This window comes from Nocardioides sp. CPCC 206348, assembly GCF_048654705.1.
In the GTDB taxonomy this organism is placed as follows: domain Bacteria; phylum Actinomycetota; class Actinomycetes; order Propionibacteriales; family Nocardioidaceae; genus Nocardioides.
The window spans coordinates 8,867-13,999 of the sequence record NZ_JBMCZA010000221.1; the positions used below are offsets into that span (position 1 = coordinate 8,867).

3 protein-coding genes are annotated in these 5,133 nt (G+C 71.3%); 1 reads left to right on the forward strand and 2 read right to left on the reverse strand.

Annotated features, from left to right (window positions below):
• Together glgB and ACOADB_RS24835 are read right to left on the reverse strand one after the other, a co-directional pair.
• Positions 1 to 1,632 (reverse strand): 1,4-alpha-glucan branching protein GlgB (gene glgB / locus ACOADB_RS24830; protein ID WP_378605171.1); only part of this gene is annotated, 1,632 nt, incomplete at its 3' end.
• Between the two features lie 19 nt (positions 1,633 to 1,651).
• Complete coding sequence (locus tag ACOADB_RS24835) at positions 1,652 to 3,799, reverse strand: alpha-galactosidase (RefSeq protein WP_378605174.1); 2,148 nt, start codon at positions 3,797 to 3,799, stop codon at positions 1,652 to 1,654.
• 36 nt (positions 3,800 to 3,835) lie between these two features.
• Between ACOADB_RS24835 and ACOADB_RS24840 the strand changes: the two genes are divergently transcribed.
• Positions 3,836 to 5,098, forward strand: coding sequence for a multidrug effflux MFS transporter (locus ACOADB_RS24840; protein ID WP_378605177.1), 1,263 nt, complete (start codon positions 3,836 to 3,838; stop codon positions 5,096 to 5,098).
• The last annotated feature ends 35 nt before the right edge of the window (positions 5,099 to 5,133 follow it).

Here is a 5,133-nt window from a genome sequence, read left to right on the forward strand (position 1 = left end):
TCCGGCGGGCGCGTGTCGTACGAAGGAGAAGGTGTTGTGGCCGGCGTCCTGGGCGTCGATCCACGCGAAGCCGGCGGGGTCGTTGTCCAGGCGCCAGAGCGCGGACTCCTCGCGGTAGCGGTGGTTGAGGTCGCGCACGAAGTCCTGCATGCCGCGGTGGTCGGGCTTCGCGAGCAGCCACCAGTCCAGCTCGCGGGCCTCGGCCCACTCGGACTCCTGCGCGAACTCGCAGCCCATCATCAGCAGTTGCTTGCCGGGATGCGCCCACATGAAGGCGAGGTAGGCGCGCAGGTTGGCGAGCTGCTGCCAGCGGTCGCCGGGCATCTTGCGCACCAGCGAGCCCTTGCCGTGCACGACCTCGTCGTGGCTGAGCGGCAGCACGTAGTTCTCCGAGAACGCGTAGACCATCGAGAACGACATCTCGCCGTGGTGGTGGGCGCGGTGGATCGGGTCGTGCCGGAGGTAGTCCAGGCTGTCGTGCATCCAGCCCATGTTCCACTTGAAGCCGAAGCCCAGTCCGCCGCCCGAGGTCGCGCCGGTGACGCCCGGCCAGGCCGTCGACTCCTCGGCGATCGTCACGATGCCCGGCACCCGCTTGTAGGCGGTGGCGTTGAGCTCCTGCAGGAAGCGCACTGCCTCGAGGTGCTCCTGGCCGCCGTACTGGTTGGGCGTCCACTCGCCGTCGTTGCGGCCGTAGTTCAGGTAGAGCATCGAGGCGACCCCGTCGACGCGGAGGCCGTCGACGTGGAACTCCTCGAGCCAGTACAGCGCGTTGGCGACGAGGAAGTTGCGCACCTCGGGCCGGCCGAAGTCGAAGATGTGCGAGCCCCACTCGGGGTGCCAGCCGCGCTGCGGATCGGGGTGTTCGTAGAGCGCGGTGCCGTCGAAGCGGACCAGCGCCCAGTCGTCGGTCGCGAAGTGGCCGGGCACCCAGTCGAGGATCACGGAGATGCCCGCCGCGTGGAGGGCGTCGACGAGGCGCCGGAACCCGTCGGGGTCGCCGAAGCGCGCATCCGGCGCGAAGTACGACGTCACGTGATAGCCCCAGGACCCGCCGAACGGGTGCTGCATGACGGGCATCAGCTCGACGTGGGTGAAGCCCAGGTCGCTGAGGTAGGCGGGGAGGTCCGCGGCGAGCTCGTCGTAGGTCCAGAACGAGCCGTCGGGGTGCTTCTTCCACGACCCGAGGTGCATCTCGTACGTCGCCATCGGTTCGTTGACCGGCTGCCGCTCGGCTCGTTCGGCCAGCCAGGCGCGGTCCTGCCACACGTGTGAGGAGGCGAAGACGCGCGACGCCCTCTCGGGTGGCGGCTGGGCGTGGAACGCCATCGGGTCGGCCTTGTGCCGCCACACACCGTCGGCGCCCTCGACCACGAACTGGTAGGTGGCGCCCGAGCCGACCCCGGGGACGAACGTCTCCCAGAGCCCCGAGCCGATCGGCGCCATCCGGTGCGTCGAACCGTCCCAGCCGTTGAAGTCACCGGCGACCGCGACCTGGCGGGCGTTGGGCGCCCAGACCACGAAGCTGGTGCCCGCTACCGGCTCGATGCGGACGTGGGCGCCGAGCACCTGCCAGAGCTGCTCGTGGCGGCCTTCCGCAACGAGGTGGAGGTCCATCTCGCCGAGGGTCATCCCGTCCACTGTAGTGGCACTAGCGAGCGGTCACCCGGAGCAGACAGGTCTGCTGTGGCTTCATGGCCGGTACCTGCACGCCGGCACTGCCGAGAACCCGTCCGGGGAGCCGCACGCCCTTGCCCTGGAGCCAGCTGGGCACGCTCCACGGCGGCTCACCCGCCCCTTCGGGGCCGAGCAACCGGACGTCGTACGACGTCGCGGGGTCGAGGCCGGGCAACCGGACCCGGCCGCGGGGCGAGGTCGGCGGCTTGCCGAGCGACGTCATCGCGAACACCGCATCGCGCTGGTCCTGCGCGACCACGCCGTGCACCCACAGGGTCGGATCGGGGTGGTCGGAGACGACGACCCGACCGGTGTGCAGCAGCGGGCGCAGGCTCTTGTGCAGCTCGACCCAGCTGCGGATCACGGGGAGCTCCTCGGGCGGAAGCTTCGCGAGGTTCCACTCGATGCCGAAGTGGCCCCACAACGCCGTCGCTGCGCGGAAGTCGAGCGGCTGGGTGCGGCCGGTCGAGTGGGCGGTCTCGGGGCCGAGGTGGGTCCCGACGAGTTCCGGCGGCACGAGCAGCTGTGTCCAGCGCTGCACCTCCTGCCGGTCGAGGGCGTCGATGCAGTCGCTGGCCCAGACCCGGTCGGTGCGGGCCAGGATGCCCAGGTCGATCCGGGCCCCACCGCTGGCGCACGACTCGATCTCCAGCCCCGGATGGCGTTCCTTCAGCTCGTCGATCAGCCGGTAGACGGCGAGGGTGTGGGCCCGGACGCCCGGCGTGTGGTCGGGGCCGTGGCCGGCCTCGGTGACCGGGCGGTTGTGGTCCCACTTGAGGTAGCCGATGGGGTGCTGGTCGAGCAGCTTGTGCAGCGCCCTGGCGACGAGCCTGTAGGCGCCGGGGTTGGCGAGATCGAGCACGTACTGGAAGCGGGATGGCAGGCCGAGCGAGTCAGGGCCGTGCCCCGGCCCGGGACGCAACAGCCAGTCGGGGTGGGCGCGGGCGAGGTCGGAGTCGGGGTTGACCATCTCGGGCTCCACCCAGATGCCGAACTCCATGCCGGCGGCAGTGACCCGCTCGACCAGCGGGGTCAGGCCCTGGGGCCACCACTCGCGGTCGACCTCCCAGTCGCCCAGGGCGGCACGGGCGTTGTTGCGGCCGCGGAACCAGCCGTCGTCGACGACGAAGCGTTCCACGCCGACGGCGGCCGCGGCATCGACCAGCGGCATGAGCCGCTCCGGCGTTGCCTTGAAGTAGACGGCCTGCCAGGTGTTGAGCAGCACCTTGCGGGGCGTGGACGGGTGGGTCGCGCGGGCCCGGATCTCCTCGTGCAGACGGCCGCACAGCTCGTTGAGCCCGTGGCCGTGGCTCGCCCAGACGTCCGGTGCCGTGTAGGTCTCACCGGGCGCAAGGGTCACCTCGCGGGGGAGCAGGAGCTCGCCGGACGCCAGCACGGCCTCGCCGTGGTAGAGCCGCTCGGCAGCCTGGACCTGGTTGCCGGACCACGCCAGGTGCACGCCCCACACCTCGCCCGACTCCCACCCGAACCCGCTCTCGCCGGCGACCAGGACCAGCGGCGAGTCGTGTCCGGGGCGACCCTTGCGGTCCTCGCGCACGTGCGCGCCGACGCCCAGGGGAAGTCGCTGCGGGACGCGTTCGTGGCCCTGGCTGCCCGCGAGGCTCAGCACCTCGGTCGCGTGGCCCGGCACGGGAAGGGCCAGGCCCAGATGATCCAGGTCGTACGACGTCCGGCCGGTGTTCCTCAGCTCGGCACCGAGTCGCGCCACACCCTGCGGGGACAGCGTGACGGTCAGGTCCAGCGAGATCTGCGCCGCTTCGTCGACGGCGTGGAACCGGACGCCCTGCTGGATCGCCTCGTGGCCGGTGACCGCCAGCCGGGTGACGTAGCCCGCGCCCTGGCGGCTGCCGATCAGTCCGGGCCGGCCCAGCCAGCCCTCCGACTCGACCGGAACGAGGGACGCGATGCCCGGCACGCTGAAGGCGCTGTTGCCACGGCGGGGCCGGGCGGCTTCCGCGAGATCGGCGAGCTGGCGCGAACCGAGGCGCCCCAGGTCATCTCCCCAGTGCAGCACCCGGGGAAGTCCGTTGGCCCAGCTGGCGTCGTACTCGAGCAGGAGGCTGACGCCTCCGTCGCGCAAATGGATCCGCGTGGCCGTCATGGCGATCACCCTAGTGAGGGATGGTGTGATGGTCCGGTGACCACGACCCGAGAAGCCACGTCCGTCCGGCTCCTGGTCGTCGTACCGATCGTGCTGGCCTGCCTGTCGATGATCGGCCCGTTCAGCATCGACACCCCGTTCCCGGCGTTCCCGGAGATGCGCGACGACTTCGGCGTCGGTGCCGGCGCGCTCCAGTTGGTGGTGACCGTCTACCTCGCTGCGTTCGCGGCGATGAGCGTGCTGCACGGCCCGATCTCGGATGCCGTGGGCCGTCGGCCCGTCATGGTCGTCTCCCTGGTCGTGTACGTCGCCGCGTCGATCGGATGCGCCTTCGCGCCGAGCCTGGCGTGGCTCCTCGTGTGTCGCGCCTTCCAGGGGCTCAGCGCGGGTGGTGCCACGATCGTCAGCAGGACGGTGATCCGTGACCTGTTCGAGGGCGCCACCGCGCAGCGGCTGATGAGCCGGGTGGCCGTCATCTTCGGCATCGCGCCGGCGATCGGCCCGATCATCGGCGGCCTGGTCCTGCAGCTCGGCGAGTGGCCGCTGGTCTTCGTGTTCCAGGCGGCCCTGGGCGTGGCCCTGATCCTCGCCGTCCTGGTGCTGTTGCCGGAGACGTTGCCGCGGGAGCGCCGTGTCGAGCTGCGCGTGGGAGCGGTCCTCCGCAGCCTCGCGGCGGTCGCGCGCGAGCCCGCCTTCCACCGGCTCGCGTGGGCGACGGCGTTGATCTTCGGCGCCCAGTTCCTCTACATCGGTGGCGCGGCGATCTTCGTCGTCGACGTCCTCGGCGAGGGCGAGCTCGACTTCTGGAAGCTCTTCGTCCCGATGATCGGCGCGATGATGACTGGGTCCTGGCTCTGCGGCCGCGCCGCCGGCCGGATCAGCGCCCGCCGCCTCATCTCGATCGGCTGCACCCTGTCGTTCGCGGGCGGCGTGGTGGGTGTCCTGATCGCTGCCTCGCCCGTCGCTGCCGACCTGCCGTGGGCCGTCATCGGCCTCAGCCTGATCGCCCTCGGCAACGGCACGACGTACCCGACGATGCAGCTGATGCTGCTCGACCTGTTCCCCGCACGCCTCGGCGCCGTCGTCTCCATGTCGTCGTTCTTCGCGCTGGTCCTCAATGCCGTCACCGCCGTCGCCGTCACCCCGTTCGTCGGTACCTCCGCCCTCGGCTTCGCCACCGCCGCCCTCGTCGGCGTCGGCGGTGGCCAGCTGCTCTGGGCGTGGCACTGCGCCCTCGAGGACCGGGACTGCGTGGTCCAGGGGGCGGCGGTGGATCGGGAGCCGATCGAGCTCCTGTAGCGCGACTTGGGGTTTGTCACGCGCGAGTTGGGGTT